Annotated in this window: 22 protein-coding genes; 13 read left to right on the top strand and 9 right to left on the bottom strand. The window is 54.1% G+C overall.

Going from position 1 to position 20,328, the window contains the following annotated elements:
• Positions 1-10 precede the first annotated feature (10 nt).
• From folE to RT644_RS08055, 8 genes are all read left to right on the top strand, one after another.
• Positions 11-676 (top strand): GTP cyclohydrolase I FolE, encoded by a 666-nt coding sequence (gene folE, locus RT644_RS08090; RefSeq protein ID WP_017459784.1) that lies wholly within the window; start codon positions 11-13, stop codon positions 674-676.
• A gap of 18 nt (positions 677-694) precedes the next feature.
• Positions 695-1,855: a DUF418 domain-containing protein YeiB gene (gene yeiB, locus RT644_RS08085; RefSeq protein WP_020454386.1), complete on the top strand. Its 1,161-nt coding sequence runs from the start codon at positions 695-697 to the stop codon at positions 1,853-1,855.
• 155 nt (positions 1,856-2,010) lie between these two features.
• Positions 2,011-3,036 (top strand): HTH-type transcriptional regulator GalS, encoded by a 1,026-nt coding sequence (gene galS, locus RT644_RS08080; RefSeq protein WP_313626338.1) that lies wholly within the window; start codon positions 2,011-2,013, stop codon positions 3,034-3,036.
• Between the two features lie 294 nt (positions 3,037-3,330).
• Positions 3,331-4,329 (top strand): galactose/glucose ABC transporter substrate-binding protein MglB, encoded by a 999-nt coding sequence (gene mglB / locus RT644_RS08075; RefSeq protein ID WP_020454384.1) that lies wholly within the window; start codon positions 3,331-3,333, stop codon positions 4,327-4,329.
• Positions 4,330-4,410: 81 nt separating this feature from the next.
• Positions 4,411-5,931, top strand: coding sequence for a galactose/methyl galactoside ABC transporter ATP-binding protein MglA (mglA, locus tag RT644_RS08070; RefSeq protein ID WP_020454383.1), 1,521 nt, complete (start codon positions 4,411-4,413; stop codon positions 5,929-5,931).
• A 15-nt stretch (positions 5,932-5,946) separates the two neighbouring features.
• Entirely contained in the window at positions 5,947-6,957 is a 1,011-nt protein-coding gene (mglC, locus tag RT644_RS08065) for a galactose/methyl galactoside ABC transporter permease MglC (protein ID WP_020454382.1), read from the top strand.
• A 178-nt stretch (positions 6,958-7,135) separates the two neighbouring features.
• The gene (locus RT644_RS08060) at positions 7,136-7,363 is read left to right on the top strand and encodes a hypothetical protein (RefSeq protein ID WP_020454381.1); all 228 of its coding nucleotides are present in this window, start codon (positions 7,136-7,138) and stop codon (positions 7,361-7,363) included.
• Between the two features lie 135 nt (positions 7,364-7,498).
• Entirely contained in the window at positions 7,499-7,924 is a 426-nt protein-coding gene (locus tag RT644_RS08055) for a hypothetical protein (protein ID WP_269230683.1), read from the top strand.
• Positions 7,925-7,928: 4 nt separating this feature from the next.
• On the opposite strand, the gene sanA is transcribed toward RT644_RS08055, so the two are convergent.
• The 4 genes from sanA to RT644_RS08035 all read right to left on the bottom strand — a co-directional run bounded on the left by sanA (position 7,929) and on the right by RT644_RS08035 (position 10,877).
• Positions 7,929-8,648 carry an outer membrane permeability protein SanA gene (gene sanA, locus RT644_RS08050; protein ID WP_313626337.1) on the bottom strand — a complete coding sequence of 240 codons (720 nt, stop codon included), beginning with the start codon at positions 8,646-8,648 and terminating at the stop codon, positions 7,929-7,931.
• 121 nt (positions 8,649-8,769) lie between these two features.
• Positions 8,770-9,657 (bottom strand): cytidine deaminase, encoded by an 888-nt coding sequence (gene cdd / locus RT644_RS08045; RefSeq protein ID WP_313626336.1) that lies wholly within the window; start codon positions 9,655-9,657, stop codon positions 8,770-8,772.
• A 129-nt stretch (positions 9,658-9,786) separates the two neighbouring features.
• Positions 9,787-10,482 carry a CidB/LrgB family autolysis modulator gene (locus tag RT644_RS08040; RefSeq protein WP_020454377.1) on the bottom strand — a complete coding sequence of 232 codons (696 nt, stop codon included), beginning with the start codon at positions 10,480-10,482 and terminating at the stop codon, positions 9,787-9,789.
• Positions 10,479-10,877 carry a CidA/LrgA family protein gene (locus RT644_RS08035; RefSeq protein ID WP_045510813.1) on the bottom strand — a complete coding sequence of 133 codons (399 nt, stop codon included), beginning with the start codon at positions 10,875-10,877 and terminating at the stop codon, positions 10,479-10,481. Before RT644_RS08035 ends, RT644_RS08040 begins: the two co-directional genes overlap by 4 nt.
• A gap of 220 nt (positions 10,878-11,097) precedes the next feature.
• Here RT644_RS08035 and dusC point away from each other — a divergent pair, with 220 nt between their 5' ends.
• Positions 11,098-12,048, top strand: a complete 951-nt coding sequence (dusC, locus tag RT644_RS08030; protein ID WP_313626335.1) for a tRNA dihydrouridine(16) synthase DusC — start codon at positions 11,098-11,100, stop codon at positions 12,046-12,048.
• A gap of 443 nt (positions 12,049-12,491) precedes the next feature.
• On the opposite strand, the gene RT644_RS08020 is transcribed toward dusC, so the two are convergent.
• Entirely contained in the window at positions 12,492-13,406 is a 915-nt protein-coding gene (locus RT644_RS08020) for a LysR family transcriptional regulator (RefSeq protein ID WP_020454374.1), read from the bottom strand.
• Between the two features lie 73 nt (positions 13,407-13,479).
• On the opposite strand from RT644_RS08020, the gene RT644_RS08015 reads away from it, so the two are divergent.
• Positions 13,480-14,436, top strand: coding sequence for an MBL fold metallo-hydrolase (locus RT644_RS08015; protein ID WP_313626334.1), 957 nt, complete (start codon positions 13,480-13,482; stop codon positions 14,434-14,436).
• Positions 14,437-14,474: 38 nt separating this feature from the next.
• Here the strand turns inward: RT644_RS08015 and yohP are convergent, their stop codons facing one another.
• Positions 14,475-14,558, bottom strand: a complete 84-nt coding sequence (gene yohP, locus RT644_RS08010) for a small membrane protein YohP (RefSeq protein ID WP_000698460.1) — start codon at positions 14,556-14,558, stop codon at positions 14,475-14,477.
• 109 nt (positions 14,559-14,667) lie between these two features.
• Here yohP and RT644_RS08005 point away from each other — a divergent pair, with 109 nt between their 5' ends.
• The gene (locus RT644_RS08005) at positions 14,668-15,441 is read left to right on the top strand and encodes an SDR family oxidoreductase (protein ID WP_313626333.1); all 774 of its coding nucleotides are present in this window, start codon (positions 14,668-14,670) and stop codon (positions 15,439-15,441) included.
• Here the strand turns inward: RT644_RS08005 and RT644_RS08000 are convergent.
• On the bottom strand, positions 15,438-16,022 hold the full coding sequence (locus RT644_RS08000) for a DedA family protein (RefSeq protein ID WP_020454371.1): 585 nt from the start codon (positions 16,020-16,022) through the stop codon (positions 15,438-15,440). The two genes, RT644_RS08005 and RT644_RS08000, sit on opposite strands and share 4 nt — an antisense overlap.
• Positions 16,023-16,192: 170 nt before the next feature.
• Here RT644_RS08000 and RT644_RS07995 point away from each other — a divergent pair, with 170 nt between their 5' ends.
• Positions 16,193-16,780, top strand: a complete 588-nt coding sequence (locus RT644_RS07995; protein ID WP_017459802.1) for a Yip1 family protein — start codon at positions 16,193-16,195, stop codon at positions 16,778-16,780.
• A gap of 170 nt (positions 16,781-16,950) precedes the next feature.
• A complete protein-coding gene (pbpG, locus tag RT644_RS07990) occupies positions 16,951-17,895 on the top strand; it encodes a D-alanyl-D-alanine endopeptidase (protein WP_313626332.1) in 945 nt (314 codons plus the stop codon).
• Here the strand turns inward: pbpG and RT644_RS07985 are convergent, their stop codons facing one another.
• Both RT644_RS07985 and dld read right to left on the bottom strand, forming a co-directional pair.
• Positions 17,896-18,450, bottom strand: a complete 555-nt coding sequence (locus tag RT644_RS07985; protein WP_020454368.1) for a GNAT family N-acetyltransferase — start codon at positions 18,448-18,450, stop codon at positions 17,896-17,898. It lies immediately after the preceding gene.
• A 101-nt stretch (positions 18,451-18,551) separates the two neighbouring features.
• Complete coding sequence (gene dld, locus RT644_RS07980; protein ID WP_313626331.1) at positions 18,552-20,288, bottom strand: D-lactate dehydrogenase; 1,737 nt, start codon at positions 20,286-20,288, stop codon at positions 18,552-18,554.
• Positions 20,289-20,328 lie beyond the last annotated feature (40 nt).

The raw sequence follows: 20,328 nt of genomic DNA, 5'->3' as shown, positions 1-20,328 counted from the left end.
AATAAAAAACATGTCATCACTCAGTAAAGAAGCGGCGCTCGTTCACGAGGCTCTGGTTGCCCGTGGTCTGGAAACGCCGCTGCGCCCACCGGTGCAAATGGATAACGAATCCCGTAAACGCCTTATCGCCGGGCATATGACCGAGATTATGCAACTGCTGAATCTCGATCTGAATGATGACAGCCTGATGGAAACGCCGCATCGCATCGCCAAAATGTATGTTGATGAGATCTTCTCCGGCCTCGATTACGCTAACTTCCCGAAGATCACCGTCATTGAAAACAAAATGAAAGTCGATGAGATGGTGACGGTGCGCGATATCACGCTGACCAGCACCTGTGAGCACCATTTTGTCACTATCGACGGCAAAGCCACCGTTGCCTATATTCCGAAGGATTCGGTGATTGGCCTGTCGAAAATCAACCGTATCGTGCAGTTTTTTGCGCAGCGCCCGCAGGTGCAGGAGCGACTGACGCAGCAGATCCTGACCGCGCTGCAAACGCTGCTCGGCACTAACAATGTCGCGGTTTCTATTGATGCGGTGCATTATTGCGTGAAAGCGCGCGGCATCCGCGACGCGACCAGCGCGACGACGACCACTTCGCTCGGTGGCTTGTTCAAGTCGAGCCAGAATACCCGCCAGGAGTTCCTGCGCGCAGTCCGCCACACTAACTAATTCGCTGGAGCCGCCGACATGGAGAGGAATGTCACGCTGGATTTTATTCGTGGCATCGCCATTCTCGGTATTCTTTTGCTGAATATTACCGCCTTTGGTTTGCCAAAGGCGGCCTACCTTAACCCTGCCTGGTACGGCGACATCACGGCGTCGGATGCCTGGACCTGGGCGCTGCTCGATCTCTTCGCGCAGGTGAAATTCCTCTCGCTGTTTGCCATTTTGTTCGGTGCGGGTCTGCAAATGTTGCTGCCGCGCGGTAAGCGCTGGATCCAGTCGCGCCTGACGCTGCTGGTGCTGCTCGGTTTCATTCATGGTCTCTTTTTCTGGGATGGCGATATTCTGCTGGCTTATGGGCTGGTGGGGTTGATTGCCTGGCGCATGGTGCGAGATGCGCAGAACGTGAAGACGATGTTTAACACTGGTGTGGTGCTGTACCTGATTGGCATTGCGGTTTTGTTGTTGCTGGGGGGAATTTCCGGTTCGCAACCGAACCGCTCCTGGTTGCCGGATGCGGCGAATGTGCAGTACGAGACCTGGTGGCGAGTCAGCGGCAGTATCGGGGAGGCCATCAGTAATCGTGCGGATATGCTCTCTAACGCGCTTCTGGCGCTGGGGGCGCAATATGGCTGGCAACTAGCGGGCATGATGCTGACAGGCGCGGCTCTGATGCGCAGCGGCTGGCTGAAAGGGCAATTCAGCCTGCGCCATTACCGCCGGACGGGGGCGCTGCTGATTGGCTTAGGGTTACTGATCAACATCCCGGCGATTATTGCCCAGTGGCAGCTTGGCTGGTCATATCGCTGGTGCGCTTTTCTTCTGCAGGCTCCGCGCGAACTTGGCGCGCCGTTACAGGCGGTGGGTTACGCGGCGCTGGCGTGGGGGTTCTGGCCGCAGATCTGCGGTTACAAACTGGTCAATGCTATTGCCTGCGTTGGACGCATGGCGCTCACTAACTACCTGTTGCAAACGCTAATCTGTATCACTTTATTCAATCGTTTCGGGCTGTTTATGCAGTTCGACCGCCTGCAACTGCTGGCCTTTGTGCCGGCGGTGTGGGCCGTAAATATCCTCTTCTCTCTGTTCTGGCTCAGGCGTTTTCGTCAGGGGCCAATGGAATGGCTATGGCGGCAATTGACCGCACGTGCTGCAGGGACATCATTAGCTCGCACATCCAGATAACGATCTGGATCACAATCATTAACAAAACGGATGTAACCGTTTCCATTCATGTGATGCCACTCACGTAGCAATCGCCTGCTCGCTGCCAGAATAGCCTCCTTACTTAACACAGGGGGTGGCTGTGAACTGCCGCAATCCAGAAAAGGTGGGTAAAAATGATCACCATTCGTGACGTTGCCCGGCATGCGGGCGTCTCTGTCGCGACGGTGTCCCGCGTGCTTAATAACAGCGCGCTGGTCAGCCCGGAAACGCGCGAAACGGTGATGAAAGCCGTCGCCCAGCTGGGTTATCGCCCGAATGCCAACGCTCAGGCGCTGGCGACGCAGGTTAGCGACACCATTGGCGTGGTGGTGATGGACGTCTCTGATGCCTTTTTCGGTGCGCTGGTGAAAGCGGTGGATACGGTTGCGCAGCAGCACGAAAAATATGTGCTGATTGGCAACAGTTATCACGAGGCGGAAAAAGAGCGTCACGCCATCGAAGTCCTGATTCGCCAGCGTTGTAACGCCCTGATTGTTCACTCAAAAGCGCTAAGCGATGAAGAGCTGACAGGCTTTATGGAGCAGATCCCCGGCATGGTGCTGATCAACCGGCTGGTGCCAGGCTATGCGCACCGCTGCGTCTGCCTTGATAACGTCAGCGGGGCGGTGATGGCCACGCGCATGCTGCTCAATAACGGCCATCAGCGCATCGGTTATCTGGCCTCCAGCCACCAGATTGAAGACAACGATATGCGCCGCGAAGGGTGGTTCCGCGCGCTGGAAGAGCAGGGGATTAACGCCCCGGATAGCTGGGTTGGCACCGGTTCGCCGGACATGCAGGGCGGTGAAGCGGCGATGGTTGAGCTGCTGGGGCGCAACCTGCAACTTACCGCGGTCTTTGCCTATAACGACAGCATGGCGGCGGGGGCGCTGACGGCGCTGAAAGACAACGGCATTGCGGTGCCACAGCATTTATCACTGATTGGTTTCGATGATATTCCCATTGCGCGTTACACTGACCCGCAACTGACCACGGTGCGTTACCCGATCGCTTCAATGGCACGCCTGGCGACCGAGCTGGCGTTGCAGGGGGCCGCAGGTAAGCTGGATCCAGAGGCTGCGCACTGCTTTATGCCGACGCTGGTACGCCGCCATTCCGTGACCGCACGACAAACTGTGGCACCGATCACTAACTTATAAACTTCGATGATGTAACCGTTTTCAATCTGTGAGTAAATTCACAGTATCTTAACAAGGCGCTGACTATGATGTCAGCGTTTTAGAAGCTGAAACACGATGTAACGGTGATTAATCACTTTCACTACAAGTGAGCGCTTTGAAACATCGAAGAAAGCGAACTTCTGGAGCGTTACCCGGACACGGACGAATGGAATTTTAGAGTGAACTTCGGTCGGCAGTAACGTCTTCGTAACAACTGACCCGCCGAGCATTATTCACAAGAACTACCCTGCATATAAAAAAACCGGAGATACCATGAATAAGAAGGTGTTGACTCTGTCTGCTGTTATGGCAAGCATGCTTTTTGGCGCAGCCGCACACGCAGCGGATACCCGCATTGGTGTGACCATCTATAAATATGACGACAACTTTATGTCGGTTGTCCGTAAGGCTATTGAGAAAGACGCCAAAGCAGCGCCAGATGTTCAGCTGCTGATGAACGACTCGCAGAATGACCAATCTAAACAGAACGACCAGATCGACGTGCTGCTGGCGAAAGGCGTAAAAGCACTGGCGATCAACCTGGTTGACCCGGCAGCGGCAGGTACGGTGATTGAGAAAGCGCGTGGTCAAAACGTTCCGGTTGTTTTCTTCAACAAAGAACCTTCCCGCAAAGCGCTGGATAGCTACGATAAAGCCTATTACGTGGGTACCGATTCCAAAGAATCCGGCGTGATTCAGGGCGACCTGATTGCTAAACACTGGGCGGCGAACCAGGGCTGGGATCTGAACAAAGACGGCCAGATCCAGTATGTGCTGCTGAAAGGCGAGCCGGGTCATCCGGATGCTGAAGCACGTACCACTTACGTTATCAAAGAGCTGAATGATAAGGGCATCAAAACTCAGCAGCTGGCTCTGGATACCGCAATGTGGGATACCGCTCAGGCGAAAGACAAAATGGACGCCTGGCTCTCTGGCCCGAACGCTAACAAAATTGAAGTGGTTATCGCGAACAACGACGCGATGGCAATGGGCGCGGTTGAAGCCCTGAAAGCACACAACAAATCGTCTATCCCGGTCTTCGGTGTCGATGCGCTGCCAGAAGCGCTGGCGCTGGTGAAATCCGGTGCAATGGCCGGTACCGTGCTGAACGATGCTAACAACCAGGCGAAAGCGAGCTTCGAGCTGGCGAAAAACCTGGCCGAAGGCAAAGGCGCGGCAGATGGCACTAACTGGAAAATCGAAAATAAAGTCGTTCGTATTCCTTACGTTGGTGTAGATAAAGACAACCTGGCTGAAATCGCCGGTAAATAATATTAAGAAAGCATGTTCTCATTGGGCGCAACGACTGTTGCGCCCTTATAACACGATATGCCAGGCCAACAAGGTATAATTATGGTCAGCAATAATACTCAGTCGTCAGGTGAATTCTTGTTGGAAATGAGCAATATCAACAAGTCTTTTCCAGGCGTAAAGGCACTCGATAATGTCAATTTGAAAGTCCGTCCGCACTCTATCCATGCATTAATGGGCGAGAACGGTGCGGGGAAATCAACATTATTAAAATGTCTTTTTGGGATCTATCAAAAAGATTCCGGTAGCATTCTTTTTCAGGGGAAAGAGATCGACTTCCATTCCGCGAAAGAAGCGCTGGAAAATGGTATTTCGATGGTTCACCAGGAACTCAACCTGGTGTTGCAACGTTCCGTGATGGACAATATGTGGCTGGGTCGTTATCCAACCAAAGGTATGTTTGTCGATCAGGATAAAATGTTCCACGATACCAAAGCCATTTTTGATGAGCTGGATATTGATATCGACCCTAAAGCACGCGTGGGAACATTATCTGTATCGCAAATGCAGATGATTGAAATTGCCAAAGCGTTCTCTTATGACGCCAAAATTGTCATTATGGATGAGCCGACTTCTTCGCTGACGGAAAAAGAAGTCAATCATCTGTTTAAAATTATCCGTAAATTGAAAGATCGTGGCTGTGGAATTGTTTATATCTCCCATAAAATGGAAGAGATATTCCAGCTGTGCGATGAAATTACGATTCTGCGTGACGGTCAGTGGATTGCCACCCAGCCGCTGGAAGGGCTGGATATGGACAAGATCATCGCCATGATGGTTGGTCGTTCGCTGAACCAGCGCTTCCCGGACAAGCACAACGTGCCGGGCGAAACCATTCTTGAAGTGCGTAATCTCACCTCGTTGCGCCAGCCCTCTATTCGCGATATCTCCTTTGATTTGCGCAAAGGCGAAATACTCGGTATCGCAGGTCTGGTCGGGGCGAAACGTACAGATATCGTTGAAACGTTATTTGGTATTCGTGAAAAATCCTCTGGCACCATTAAATTGCATGGCAAAGTGATTAATAACCACAACGCCAATGAAGCGATTAATAATGGCTTTGCCCTGGTGACCGAAGAACGTCGTTCCACCGGTATTTACGCCTATCTTGATATCGGATTTAACTCACTTATTTCCAATATTCAGAATTACAAAAACAAAGTGGGCTTGTTGGATAATAGCCGCATGAAGAGTGATACCCAGTGGGTCATCGACTCGATGCGTGTAAAAACACCAGGCCACCGCACGCAAATTGGTTCTCTTTCCGGTGGTAACCAACAAAAGGTTATTATTGGTCGTTGGTTATTAACTCAGCCAGAAATTTTAATGCTCGATGAGCCGACCCGTGGTATTGACGTTGGTGCGAAATTTGAAATTTACCAATTGATTGCCGAGCTGGCGAAAAAGAATAAGGGGATTATTATTATTTCCTCTGAAATGCCTGAGTTGTTAGGCATCACTGACCGTATTCTGGTAATGAGCAATGGCCTCGTTTCCGGAATTGTTGATACTAAAACGACAACGCAAAACGAAATTCTCCGTCTTGCGTCTTTGCACCTTTAAGATCAGGGGCTCCTCATGAGTGCGTTAAATAAGAAAACTTTTCTCACTTATCTGAAAGACGGCGGTATTTACGTTGTTCTTTTAGTGTTACTGGCCATTATCATTTTTCAGGATCCCACTTTCTTAAGTCTGCTGAACTTAAGTAACATTCTGACCCAATCCTCCGTGCGTATTATTATCGCGCTGGGCGTAGCGGGGCTGATTGTGACCCAGGGTACCGACCTTTCCGCCGGGCGCCAGGTTGGCCTCGCGGCGGTGGTTGCCGCTACGCTGCTGCAATCAATGGAAAACGCCAACAAAGTATTCCCGGATATGGCTACCATGCCGATTCCGGTGGTGATCCTGATTGTCTGCGCCATCGGCGCGGTTATCGGCCTGGTGAACGGCCTTGTCATCGCTTACCTGAACGTGACTCCGTTTATCACCACGCTGGGTACGATGATCATCGTTTACGGTATCAACTCCCTGTACTACGACTTTGTTGGTGCATCGCCGATTTCCGGCTTTGACAGCGGCTTCTCGACCTTTACGCAGGGCTTTATTGCGCTGGGCAGTTTCCGTTTGTCCTATATCACTTTCTACGCCTTGATTGCGGTGGCGTTCGTCTGGGTGCTGTGGAATAAAACTCGCTTTGGCAAAAACATTTTTGCTATCGGCGGTAACCCGGAAGCGGCGAAAGTCTCCGGCGTTAACGTAGCGCTGAACCTGCTGATGATTTACGCGCTGTCCGGTGTGTTCTATGCCTTCGGCGGGATGCTGGAAGCGGGCCGTATCGGTTCTGCGACCAACAACCTCGGCTTTATGTATGAACTGGATGCCATCGCAGCTTGCGTAGTGGGCGGGGTTTCCTTCAGCGGCGGTGTGGGTACGGTTCTGGGTGTGGTGACCGGTGTGATTATCTTCACCGTCATCAACTACGGCCTGACCTATATCGGTATTAACCCGTACTGGCAGTACATCATCAAGGGCGGCATCATTATCTTCGCCGTGGCGCTGGACTCGCTGAAATACGCACGTAAAAAATAATCCCATCGTCTGTACCTGGCCCGCTCAACGAGCGGGCTTTTTTATTTCTGTTTGCCGCCTTCTGCCATGGAGTAAGCCCACGCCTTTCCCTCAAAAAAGTTCTCTCGCAGTGAGTTGTTAAATTTTTTGCTTCGGTGCTACGCTCAATAAAGTTGCAATATTAATAAGGAGATTAAGGATGAACAGTGAGGGCGCGTTTCCGGCACTTCCCGTGATTGGCTGGCAGGTGGGGGTGGTTGAGGATTTGGATGGTGTAGTCGTGAAGTTTGGTTGCAGCACAGGGCCTTGCGGCGCGGGAGCAACGACGTTTGATTCGCCCTTTTTTAATTTAACGCCTGATATGGTGAGAAGCCTGATCTACGATCTTCAGCGTAGCCTGCAACAGCATGAGAGCAAAGTGGCCTGACGCTTCGCTTGCACGTCGGGTACATCCCATGTGCCCGATATTTAAGTCAATTCTGAATGCCTGTATGCCCATAGCTACTTACGCTTGAAAGAATGAATCTGTGAATGATGTTGTATCCGCAGCTCAGGGGCGCTTATGAATTTTGTTTATTTTACTGTTGATAATTTACCGCATGAAAAAAACTCACCCGTTAACTTCTCTTTGAAAAATGTCGAACTGTTGCGCGATGGCGACGTGATTGCCTCACTTGGCGATATCAAAATCACCGCATTGCCGTTTTTTTACTTTTGCCCGGTACCGACCGGCTTTCGCAAAATCGAGTTCAGAATGAAGAACAGCCCGCCTGCGCGAATCGTGTGTAGCGCAGGGTACTTAAAAAGCGGGGAATACCTGGTTAATACGCCGGACGGGGAGAAAGCATTGTCCTTCAACGCGTTAAATGGCCACTGGACGCTCGATAAAGCCAGCCGTGCGGTTATCGATCATCGCCATTTTGTTGAGCGTGGTTTTACGCTTGTCCGTCCAGTAAAAACCAACAGCCGCAACGCATCCATTAACTGATGCTTCAGTTTTTTTCTTTCTTTTGCATATCGATAAGCTGCTCGGCGGTGACGGCCGGGTAGCCTTGCGCATCGTCCGGCACTTCCTGCATTGACGGAATCGGCACCAGCGGGCCGAGGAAGCGCGGCTCCCGCTTGAACATGTAAAGATCGGCAATTGTGCCCAACCGCGCACCAAACTCGCGTACGCGTACGCTCCACATATCTTTCGGCGACGGCACGGCGTAACACTGCGCCTGGATGCCCATATGCCGGGCGATAAATAACGCGCGTTCGCAGTGGAAACGCTGGGTAATGATGATGAAATCGTTCGTGTCGAAGACTTTGCGGGTGCGCACAATTGAATCCAGCGTGCGGAAACCGGCGTAATCGAGCACGATGTCGGCAGGATCGACACCGGCGGCAATCAAATCTTTACGCATGGTCATCGGTTCATTGTAACTTTGCAGCGCGTTATCGCCGCTCAGCAACAGGTAGTTAACCTTGCCGCTGTTATATGCATTAAGCGCGCCCTGAATCCGGTAGCGGTAATATTGATTGATAACGCCAGTGCGGTAGTACTTCGCGGTGCCGAGGACAACGCCGACCTGGCGCCAGGGGAGATCCTGCAGGTCGTCGTAAATATAGGGGGCGGTTTTCCAGCTCATCCAGCGGTCTAAGCCAAGCGCAGTTAACAGCAGTAAGCCGATAAGGACTAACAGGCTGTAAGTAAAACGCTTTAACATGCAGCAGACTCGAACAGGATTAGAATGTCCCTCAGGCTACTTTACCCGTACGGCAAGCGCAAGAAACGGTAGTTCAATTGCGGGGTTTTTCATCACTGCGGGCGCGAACCCGCAGCGAGGATCATTTACTCAGCAAAACGCGTTCGACCTTCTCACATCCCAGCGCGCGCAGCGTGGCGGCGGTGGCATCCCATTGGGTGAGCGGCGCATCGGCGCGTTCCGCCAGTACGGCGCGTTGAATATCCGCGTAATCAAAACCGCTGAGGCTAAGCAGATTCAGCGCGCCCTGCAATGGCGGCAGCGTTGGGTTGAAGGCGGCGTTTTCCGCGTAGCTACCGCTGAAGATGCGCCCGTCGCGACAACGAATTGCCACGCCTGACGGCGAAGTCGTGTAGGGCGAGTGGCTTTTATTGGCCGCGTGAATAGCTGCCTGCGTGACGTCATCCCCGCGCAGTGAAAAACCGTGATCCTGTTGATCCATTAACAACGTTTTGATGTCGAGATCTTTTGGACCAAACGCGTCCGGCAGGTAATCGCCCAGCGTATGCGGCGCGCGACCCGGCAGGTTAATGCGCAGATTCAGACCGCTGTTCAGTTCATTCATAAACTGGCGGCAGTGGCCGCACGGCGTGTAGTTGACGGTGATGGAAGAGAGCGCTTTTTCACCGCGCAGCCAGGCGTGGCTGATAGCGCTCTGTTCGGCATGCACGGTTTGCTGCATTGTCGCGCCAGAAAACTCCATATTGGCACCGAAGTACCATGTTCCGCTGACGCCACGCGCAATCGCGCCCACGTTAAAGTGGGAAAGGTCGGTGCGGGCGCAGGCGGCGGCGAGCGGCAGCAACGCAAACGCCAGCGCGTCCTCGTCCAGCCCCGTCGCGCTTTGCAATGTTGCCACCTGCTCTGCGCTCAGCATGGCGGGGAAGTGCTCATCCGCCAGCAGAGGAGCCAGTGCGGTCTGTAAATTCTCCGCAAGCCCGGAAAAAGCAGTGTGAAAACGTGAATGCATAGCGGTGCCTCATAGCAGTGTATTGGAATCGTAGTTTACGGGGCTGCCTGGCCTCTATGTGTGATTCACTTCACACTGTATGTGCAACTTATGAAACTCAAACGAAAAATGCGCGACGTATCGCAAATTTTAGCCCAGCAGCGCGAGGATAACCGGGAACAGAAACGGGGCGACCAGCGAAGTGATAATCCCGCAAATCACCAGCGCCAGCGAACTGAACGCCCCTTCCTGATAATCCAGCTCGGCGCAGCGCGCGGTGCCCAGCGCATGTGAGGCGGTGCCCATTGCCAGTCCGCGTGCCGATTTCGTGGTGATACGCATCAGGTTCAGCAAGGTATGGCCGAACACTGCGCCCAATACGCCAACAAAGATCACGCAGACCGCACTGATTGCCGGGATACCGCCAATGCTGCCGCCAACCGCCATCGCGATCGGTGTGGTGACGGATTTGGGTAATATCGACGCTGCAATTTCCGGTGTCGCGCCCATCAGCAGCGCCACGGCGGTACCGGAAAACATCGCCACCATGCTGCCGATAAAGCAGATAGTAATGATCGATTTCCAGCGGGCGCGAATCTGATGTAACTGCTCATAGAGCGGAAACGCCAGCGCAACAACGGCGGGTTGCAGCAGATCGTTAAGAATTTTACTGCCCTGGAAATAGTGGTCATACGGAATGCCCGTCACCAGCAGGATCGGGATAATCACCACCATCGCCACCAGCAGCGGGTTGAGCAGCGGTAGCTTGAAACGCGTGGCGAGTTTACGCGCGGCGAAAAACACCGCCAGTGTCAGCGGTAACGACCACCAGATATACGCCATCATTCTTTCTGCCCTTTTTGTCCTGCCACCTTACGCTCGCCGTGCACCAGATGGGTGCTCCAGCTCACCACCAAAAAGACGATAATTGTGCTCACCGCACAGGAAACAACAATCGGGCCGAACTGCGCGCGCAACAGGTCGTAATATTGCATTACGCCAACGCCGATGGGCACGAACAGCAGCGCCATGTAACGGATCAAAATAAAGCAGCCGGGATTTACCCATTTGGCGGGCAGAATTTGCAGCGCCAGCAGCACGAACATAATCAGCATGCCGATAATGCTGCCCGGAATAGCAATAGGCAGCAGCGATGAAACAAAAATGCCTGCGTAGAGACAAGCGTAAATAAGCACAAACGCACGAAGGTACTGCCAGATAATATTCAGTGAGTTACTCATGGTGAAAGCCCTTGTCGAAACGCATTCATCATACAATTAAAGCGAAAAACGTGCTACTGATCACATCATGAATTGTGAGCATACCAAACATTCCATTCAGGAACGTTATGCATTCCCACAAGATTTACCGCGCGATATAGCCAAAAGTGTAGTGAAGAAAGGCACTTTCCACGCCTGAACAGAGACGCTACTATGGCGCCTCTTTTTTATGGGGCGAGATATGCGTGTATTACTGGCGCCGATGGAAGGCGTGCTCGATTCGCTGGTGCGCGAGCTGCTGACCGAGGTTAACGATTATGATTTATGCATCACCGAATTCTTGCGCGTGGTGGATCAACGCCTGCCGGTAAAATCCTTCTATAAAATCTGCCCGGAACTGCATCGTCAAAGCCGTACGCCTTCCGGTACGCTGGTGCGTATTCAACTCTTAGGACAATACCCGCAGTGGCTGGCGGAAAATGCGGCGCGCGCGGTTGAACTGGGCTCCTGGGGTGTCGATCTCAACTGTGGTTGCCCGTCGAAGCTGGTCAACGGCAGCGGTGGTGGCGCGACGTTGCTCAAAGATCCTGAGCTTATTTACCGTGGCGCAAAAGCGATGCGTGAAGCGGTGCCGTCGCACCTGCCGGTGACGGTAAAAGTGCGTCTTGGCTGGGACAGCCCCGCACGCGCGTTTGAAATTGCCGATGCGGTACAGCAGGCCGGCGCCAGCGAACTGGCGGTACACGGGCGCACCAAAGAAGATGGCTATAAAGCGGAGTGCATTAACTGGCACGCGATCGGCGAGATCCGCAAGCGGTTAACCATTCCGGTGATTGCCAATGGCGAGATCTGGGACTGGCAAAGTGCGCAGGATTGTATGGCCGACACCGGCTGCGATGCGGTGATGATTGGCCGTGGCGCACTGAATGTGCCGAATCTGAGCCGGGTGGTGAAGTACAACGAGCCGCGTATGCCGTGGCCGGAGGTTGTCGCGCTACTGGCGAAATATTCGCGGCTGGAAAAGCAGGGCGATACCGGTTTGTATCACGTTGCGCGCATCAAACAGTGGCTCGGCTATTTACGCAAAGAATATTCTGAGGCCAGCGAGTTGTTTACCGAGATCCGCGCCTATAAACATTCCGACGATATCGCACAAGCGATCGCCCGCCAGCGCAGCCGCGTTGGCGTCTGACACGCGCCGGTGAACTTTTCGCAGGCTGTCTCGTTATGCGCTCGAATAAAGCTGGGCTGAAGTGCGGGTGTGGATTGTTACTGTGCAAGCAGGCGAAACCTGATCATATGGCAACTGCCGGAGGTCAGGTTTTTTTGTTTCCAGGGTCTGAATGAATAGCGCCAAAACAGTAAACAACGTTGTTGTAGTGGTGCCGGGTGGCGGCCGCGCGCGCAAGTGGTGATGGGTTACATCCGGTGAAAGCCGATTGATCTGGAAAGCGCCGCCAAAGCGAAGATCGCCAGACGTTGCGGTTTTATTGATGTTGAACGCGATGATAACGGCAGCGGCACCACTGCACGCAGCCGTAAGAACTGTTTCTGCTGGTATTGCGCTGTCATCGCCAGTAACGGCGAGAGCCTGAAATTACCCGCATTCCGCCCGCGCAAACCGGGCAGAACGCGTCAATTAAGACGCTTAGCGATAAACTCTTTCAGCCACATTACCGCCGGATCGCTGCTGTGGCGCTGATGCCACAGCATCGCCAGCTCAATTGGCTGCACATCCAGCGGCAGCGGGCTGCTCGCAAATCCTCGTCTGCGCTGCCACTCCTGCGCCAGGCCTGCCGGTACGGTCGCCAGGGCTGGCATGGTCTCCAGTAATCCCGGCAGGGCGGCGAAGTGCGGCGTGGTGTAGTGGATGCGGCGCTGATGGCCGGTTTTGGCCAGTAGCGTGTCGAAGTGGCTGCTGGTGGCTTCCCGGTAGCTGACCATTAAATGCGGCTGTGCGGCAAAAGTATCGATATCCAGCGGTGCGCTCAACGTCAATTGTTGCGGGTGCCAGAGCGTGATAAACGGCATGGTGGTCAGCACTTCGCGCTCCAGCCAGCGCGGCCCGGCCTCGGCGACGCTTATCGCCATATCCATTTCGCCGCCTTCCAGCCGACCGGCATCGCTGAATGGATCGCTGGCCACCACATTCAGACGCATGCCGGGCGCGGCCTGTTGCAGCGCCGGGATCAGCTTTGGCATCAGCCACATTTCCACCCAGTCCGCCATGCCAAGCGTCAGCGTGACGCTGGCAGTCTGCGGATCAAAGGCCGTTTGCTGAAACAGGGCACTCTGCAACTGTTCCAGCAGCGGTAGCAGTTCCGTATGCAGTTCGATGGCGCGGGCCGTCGGCTGCATTTTATGGCCGCTACGGATAAACAGCGGGTCGTCAAACAGCGCGCGCAGGCGTGACAGCACGCCGCTCACCGCCGGTTGACCCAGATGCAGTTTATCCGCCGCGGCGGAAACGCTCTGTTCGCGAAACAGCACGGCAAAGGCGATCAGCAAGTTAAGATCGATTTTGCGAAAATCATTCTCTTTGATAGTCATTATTGCTCCAATCAATTGGAGTGATAGTAGCCGTTGCCGGATACTGGCGCAATGAAAACGACTGGAGAAGAGTATGAAACATTATCCACTTCTGTTGGCGCTGGCGACGGCAGGTTTGAGTTTTGGCGCTATTGCCGCCACACCGCTTTCAACGCACCAGCCGCAAGCGCCGGGCTTTTACCGTATGGCAATGGGCGACTGGCAAATCACCGCCGTTTCCGATGGCACCGTCGCGGTGCCATTCGACAAATTGCTGACCCATATCACCCCGGAGCAGTTGCAGGAACGGATGGCGCAGGCCAGTTTACCCGTCAATGCCGAAACCTCGATCAACGCCTTTGTGATTAACACCGGTAAGCAGTTGATTCTGGTGGATGCCGGTGCCGGGCCGTTGTTTGGCAACGCAGGCGGCCATCTGCCGGAAAACCTGCGTGCGGCGGGCATTGATCCGGCCACCATCGATACCGTGCTGCTGACGCATATTCATGCCGATCACTCCGGCGGCGTACAGCGCGACGGCAAACCGGTGTTCGCCAATGCCACCGTACGGGTCGATCAGCGGGATGTCGATTTCTGGCTCAACGCGGCACATGAAAAAGAGGTAGAAGAGGGGCAACGCCATACTTTTGCGGAGTCCGAGCGCTCACTGCGCCCGGTGATAGATACCGGTAAGCTCAACCCTTTCCGCGCGCCGACGCAAATTATTCCCGGCATTGAAGCAATCCCGGCACCGGGTCATACGCCAGGCAGCGTGATTTACCGCGTCACTCACGGCGGTAAGACGCTGATGCTGTGGGGCGATATTATTCACGCGCATCCGGTGCAATTACCGCAGCCGGAAGTGGCGATCCATTTTGATGTTAACCAGCAGCAGGCGGTAAAAACCCGGGAAAAGGTGCTGGCGCAGGTCGCGCGCGAAGGTGACTGGGTGGCAGCGGCGCATATTGCTTTCCCCGGAATGGGGAAAGTGATGAAAGCGGAGAATGGCTATCGCTGGGTGCCGGTGAATTACAGCGCGAAGGGGAATTAACCCGCCATGCCGGGTAGCGCCCGCTACCCGGCGCTACTTTAGAAGATCATCTTAAATACGCCGGTGACCACCAGCAGACCAATCAGAAAGATAATCAGGATTGCCCAAAGCAGTATCTTCATCATTTTCTTCGTCCTTTTTATATGCAGGTAGTTAAAAGCGTAGGCAATCTCACGCAGTTGTGCCTTTTTCCTATACTTACCTGTCTATTTGTTAACCAGAGGACGACCTATGCCTGTAACCAAAGTTGCGATTGTGACCGCCGCCGATTCCGGGATTGGCCGACAGTGTGCGCTGATGCTGGCCGAACAGGGATTTGATATCGGCATTACCTGGCATTCGGATGAAAACGGCGCGAAAGAGGCTGCGTTGCATGTTGAGGATCTTGGGCGGCGGGCGGAAACCATCCATCTCGATCTCAGCCAGTTGCCGGAAGGGGCGCAGGCGATTGAGACATTGATTTCCCGCTTCGGGCGTATCGATGTGCTGGTGAATAACGCCGGGGCGATGAGCAAAGCCCCGTTTCTTGATATGAAATTTGATGACTGGCGCAGCATTTTCACCGTTGATGTCGACGGCGCGTTTCTCTGCTCGCAAATCGCCGCCAGGCACATGGTGCAGCAGGCGCAGGGCGGGCGCATCGTGAATATCACCTCGGTGCATGAACATACGCCATTGCCGGACGCCAGCGCCTATACTGCAGCCAAACACGCGCTCGGCGGCTTAACCAAATCGATGGCGCTGGAGCTGGTGGATCACAACATTCTGGTAAACGCCGTCGCGCCGGGGGCAATAGCCACGCCGATGAATAACATGCGCGACGAAGATGCAAAACCGGGATCGTTACCCATTGTTCCACTGACAAGACCGGGCACCACCAAAGAGATAGCCAGCATGGTCGCCTGGCTCTGTTCAGAACATGCCAGCTACACCACCGGACAATCGTTGATTATTGATGGCGGTTTTATGCTGGCTAACCCGCAGTTCAAACCGAAAACGGCTTAGTCGTTTGACGCGTTGCGCTGGCGTTTTTTCCGCCGATGATGAAACCACCAGCGCAGCGCAACCACCAGCACGATGGCAAGAATCAGCCAGATCCAGCGTTTTACATGCTGGTCGAACTGGTGCAGCCACGGGCCAATCACTTCTCCGCCTACGTAACCGAGGGTGGTAAACAGCAGCGCCCAGACGATGGCGCCAACAATGTTGAGCGGCAGAAAGATTTTCGGCCGCAAGCGACTGGTGCCAATCAACAATGGGCCAATAATGCGAAAGCCGTACATAAAACGTGAGCCGATAACAAACAGGTAGGGATGGCGGCGGATGAGCGACTGCGCCTGGTGGATTTTTTCCCGGTGGCGGGAGAAGCGGCGCAGGATTTTCGTGCCGTAGCGTCTGCCGACCAGATAAAGCAGCTGATCGCCGATCATGCCGCCAAGCGCCACGGATACCACCACCAGCCAAAACCGTAACAGCCCCTGATGCGCGGCAACACCGCCCAGCAGGGTAATTGTCTCTCCTTCAGCCACACTGCCAATCACCAGCGCGGCGTAGCCGTACTGGCTAATCAGATGATTGATATCCATTGTTTTTACGTCCTCCCGGTAAAACGCTTATAAGCATACACCCGATATCGCGCCTTCGCCGGAATGACGCCGTTTCGTTGTCGCGGCATTTTTGTTGCTGTACAAAAAATAATCGCAATAGTGAATTATACTGACAGTGTCGATGTTCGGGCTGTCAGCGAGGGGGCGTTATGAACCATGTCTGGGGACTCTTTTCCCATCCCGATCGTGAAATGCAGGTTATCAAAGGCGAAAACGAGACAATTTCGCATCACTACACCCACCATGTATTAATCATGGCGGCCATTCCGGTTGTATGCGCGTTTATTGGTACCACGCAAATCGGCTGGAATTTTGGCGAAAACAGTGTGGTGACGCTGTCATTGTTTACCGGTTTCTATCTGGCGGTGCTGTTCTATGCGTTGATGCTGGCAGGCGTGGCGGTGATGGGCCGCGTTATCTGGTGGATGGCGCGTAGCTTGCCGCAACGGCCTTCATTAGGGCGCTGTATGGTGTTCGCCGGTTATGTGGCGACGCCGCTGTTTCTCAGTGGGATTGTGGCGCTTTATCCGCTGGTCTGGCTTTGCGCGCTGGTGGGGACGGTGGCGCTGTTTTACACCGGCTACTTGCTGTATGTCGGTATCCCGACCTTCCTGAATATCAATAAAGAAGAGGGCTTAAGTTTCTCAAGCTCGACGCTGGCGATCGGGGTGCTGGTGCTCGAAGTGCTGCTGGCGCTGACGGTGATCCTGTGGGGTTACGGTTATCGCTTGTTCTAAACCTGTTGCGTTGCTGGCGTAAATGTCGGCAACGCAATCTCTCGCAACGATTATCCTCTGGCGACAACCCTGCGTGGCGGCTATTATGCCAAAGCCAGCTCTGTTATTGCTCCGGCTGACAGAAGCGGTGTGCGTAATAACGTGCGTGAATAATTTTCAGAAGTCTCACCATGCAGAAATTTCGAGTTTCCTTATTAAGCCTGGCGTTAATCCTGGCTGCGCCCGTGGCGCCGTTTGCCGTCGCGAAAACCACAGCGGCGACCACCGCCGCACAACCTGAAATCGCTTCAGGTAGCGCGATGATTGTCAATCTGCAAACCAATCAGGTCATCTACTCCAGCCACCCTGATCTGGTGCGTCCTATTGCTTCCATTACCAAGCTGATGACGGCGATGGTGGTGCTGGATGCGCACCTGCCGCTGGATGAGAAACTCAAAGTGGATATCAGCCAGACGCCGGAGATGAAAGGGATCTATTCTCGCGTGCGCCTCAATAGCGAAATCAGCCGTAAAGATATGCTGCTGCTGGCGCTGATGTCCTCAGAAAACCGCGCGGCAGCAAGCCTTGCGCACCACTATCCGGGCGGTTATAACGCTTTTATCGCGGCGATGAACGCCAAAGCGAAAGCCTTAGGCATGACGAATACGCGCTATGTGGAACCGACGGGGCTGTCGATTCACAACGTCTCCACCGCCCGCGATCTGAGCAAACTGCTGATTGCCACCAAACAGTATCCGCTGATTGGTCAGCTCAGCACCACGCGTGAAGAGATGGCCACCTTCTCTAACCCGGCGTACACGCTGCCGTTTCGCAACACTAACCACCTGGTGTACCGCGATAACTGGAACATTCAGCTAACCAAAACGGGCTTTACCAATGCGGCAGGGCACTGCCTGGTGATGCGCACCGTCATTAACAACAAACCGGTGGCGCTGGTGGTGATGGATGCGTTTGGCAAATTTACCCATTTTGCCGATGCCAGCCGTTTACGCACCTGGATTGAAACCGGCAAAGTGCAGCCGGTTCCGGCTTCTGCATTAAGCTATAAGCGCCAGAAAGCGGCGCAGATGGCGCAAAACCCGTCTGCGGGTGAGCAGACCGCGCAAAACGATTAATTACTCCGGCAGCGTCCAGTCACCGTCGTTGAGTGGACGCTGCATAATCAGCGTATCCCGCCAGTCGCCTTTCTTGTAGCCGACGCTTCGCAACTGCCCGGCAATCTCAAAACCGTGCTTTTTATGCAGTCGCAGCGAACCGGAATTGTTGTTGCCATCGCCAATCACCGCAATCAGTTGCCGCCACGGACCCGCTTCACAGCGTGCGATCAACGCGCTCATCAACGTACTGCCAATACCGCGCCCGGTCATACTGGCATCCACGTAAATCGACTCTTCAAGGGTATAGCGATACGCCTCGCGGGGACGGTAATAACCGGCATAGCAATAGCCGACCACAATGCCGTGATAGAGCGCCACCATCCACGGTAAACCCTCTCTGGCGATGTTGTTCATGCGGGTGCGCATTTCATCAATAGTAGGCGGGACTTCTTCAAAGGAGGCGCGGCCGTGCAGAACATGCCAGGCGTAAAGCGAAGCAATGGCGTGAACGTCTTCAGGGCAGGCGTCGCGCACTACCACCGCAGGACCGGATAAGATATCGACAGCTGACATGACGGGTGTGCTCCTTCAAAGCAGGCGGCCATAGAAACGTTTCTCTGGCGCTGTTCGCTACTCTATTACGAAAGGAGCACACAATACAGCCCGTCGCCGGGTTATTTCATCGCCGTTGACGATGCGTTATCCGTAGCAGCGTCTTCCCGCCAGAACTTACGCTTGCTGGTTTTACCGATGCCGGGGTTCATGCTGTTTGTCGGGTCGTTTTCTTTATAAAAACGTTTTAACGGCTCGGCGGCTTCATACAGATGGCCGACGTTATGCTCGGCCGGATACTGCGCGCCACGCTGGCGTAACAGTTCCAGCATTTGCGCTTTCAGCGCATGGGCATCCACGCCTTTTTTCACAATGTAATCCTGGTGGAAAACATGGCACATAAAGTGGCCGTAATAGAGTTTATGCACCAGTTGGCTGTCGATTTCCGGCGGCAGATGCTCAAACCAGTCGTTGTCATTGCGGCGCAGCGCGATATCCAGCGCCAGAATATCTTCCACTTCATCGGCATGAACCGCCTGGTAACGGATCGCCGCACCGGCGGCGGCAAAGCGGTGTAAAAACGCTTTGCTCCCTTCTTCCGGCGTACAGACAAAGAAATCACCCTCGGCACTGGCAAAGTAGGTTTTCAGCCAGTTTTCTGCTTCCGCAATGCCATCGCCGGACATTTTCAGCAGCAGGTGATGTTCATATTTATCGCGCCACGCTTTCATGCGCGGCGGCAGGTGAGACGGGAAAAAGCCGCTGATTCTTTGCAATGAGCGGTCAATAAAATGCGGCTTAAACACCGTCGCTTTTTCCAGTAACGCTTCGGTGCGGCCTTTCATGGTGAAGAAGAACGGCATTTTGTCAGTGCCGAGTTTATCGATCATCAGGAAGGTGTCTTTGCCGTAGCGTTCGGCGATATCGTAAATATCGCGATGCATATACTCACCGGCGACCGGCAGATGGTCGAAGTTCGCCAGAATATGACGGCGGATCTCCGCCAGCACTGCCGTTTGATTCGTACCGATGTAGAAGACCTGCTGGCGCGTTTCGGCCGGAAAGGTGTCCAGACGCACGGCGAAAACCGCCAGTTTCCCCGCACAGCCGGACGCTTCGAACAACCGCTGCGGATCGGCGTTGTAACGCGCCGGGGTGTCGGCATCGACATCGCGCACGCGGGTGACGTAATCATGATCGTGGCCGTGGCGCTGGTCGTGCAGCACGTCGCTATCGCTCACACGATCGTCATCAAGTTTACTGAGGATCTGCTCCGGCGTTTCCCCCAGCGAAATGCCTAAATGATTCACCAGCACCAGTTTACCCTGCTCATCGATACGCGCGAACAGCGACATTTCGGTGTAGGCCGGGCCGCGCTGCACCAGCGAACCGCCGGAGTTATTGCAGATCCCGCCGATAACAGATGCGCCAATGCACGAGGAGCCGATCACCGAATGCGGTTCGCGACCCAGCGGTTTAAGCGCTTTTTCCAGCGAATAGAGCGTGGTACCAGGGTAGGCCAGCACCTGTTCGCCGTTATCCAGCAGATGCAGCTTATCAAGACGCAGGGTGCTGATAATTACGATTTCCCGGTCATAATCATTGCCGTTTGGCGTTGATCCTTCCGTCAGCCCGGTGTTCGCCGCCTGCATCAGAATAATTTTATCGGCGTTAACACAGGCCTGCAGAACGCGCCACAATTCGACCAGCGAGCCGGGAAAAACCACAGCCAGCGCATTGCCCTGGCCAGAACGAAAGCCTTTACGATAGCGGGCCGTTTTGGCCGGGTCGGTAAGCAGATGAGAAGCGCCAACCAGCCGTTTGAGTTCGCTGATAAACGCGTTGTTTGGATGTGACATTATCCACTCCTTGTGGCTAATCATTGTTCAAGACATTTCA

It is taken from the genome of Kosakonia sp. (assembly GCF_032104925.1).
Classification (GTDB): domain Bacteria; phylum Pseudomonadota; class Gammaproteobacteria; order Enterobacterales; family Enterobacteriaceae; genus Kosakonia.
This window is presented reverse-complemented; position numbering and strand designations above follow the sequence as displayed.